Below are 894 nucleotides of genomic sequence, written 5' to 3'. Positions count from 1 at the left end.
CTAAGGGCTGTCTCGTAACCCGGTGAAGGCGTTGCCCGGGACCGGGTTGGTGCTCAGCTCGCGAGGGTGATGTTGTGCAGGTTGGCGATGCCGGAAGCGGCGTCGGCCAATGTGTGGGCGGCGCGGCGGTAGTCGCGCAGGATTTTCCAGTTCTTCATCCTGGCCAGGGTGTGTTCGACCCTGGCCCGGATCGTGCGGTGCTGGGCGTTGAGGTCTTCCTTCCAGGGCGGCAGGTCGCTGCCGTCGGCGGGCTTGCGGTACGGGATGATCACTTCGGGGTTGCCGCGGTAGGCGCCGTCGGCCATGACTGGCCGCCCGGCCAGTTTCTGGTCGATACCGGAGGTGCGGTAGACGACCGTGTCGTTGCGGTTGCCCGGCTGCGGGTCGCCGACGGCGATGACCAGGCGGGTGCTCGCGTCGATGGCGACCTGCAGGTTGGTCGAGTACCGGTAGTTCTTGCTCCGCGCGGCCTGGCGGTGGTCCCGGGTCGGTATCAGCGTGCCGTCGACGATCGCGATCTGGTCGACCGGCCGCCGCCGCGCCGGGGCGAGGGCCAGCAGCGGTCCGAGAGTGTCGATGACCCGGTGCGCGGCGGAGTGCGACACCCCGAACAACGGCCCGATCTGACGCATGGTCAGGTTCGTGCGCCAGTACGCGGCCACCAGTAGCACCCGGTCCGGCAGGTCCAGGGCCCACTGCCGGCCCGGCCGTCCGTCGGCGATCGAGTCCCCGCCGCGCTCGGCGACCAGACGGACCAGCCGGCGGAACTGGGCGGGAGTCAGTCCGGTGAACGGAAAGATCCACTCGGGCCGCGCTGCGGAGATCACCTGCACCCAGGCATCATCAACGACCGTCCTCACCGGACAGACATCGGGGTTACGAGACGTCCCTTAG

At 69.1% G+C, this 894-nt stretch carries 1 protein-coding gene; it reads right to left on the bottom strand.

The annotated features are described in order from the left end of the window. Positions 1–53: 53 nt before the first annotated feature. Positions 54–833 (bottom strand): transposase family protein, encoded by a 780-nt coding sequence (locus AC1WTP_RS34435; protein WP_481653380.1) that lies wholly within the window; start codon positions 831–833, stop codon positions 54–56. Positions 834–894: the final 61 nt, after the last annotated feature.

The sequence above is a fragment of the Micromonospora sp. R311 genome, assembly GCF_056780015.1.
Note: the sequence above shows the minus strand (reverse complement) of the source record. Positions and strands in the feature narration are given on the sequence as shown.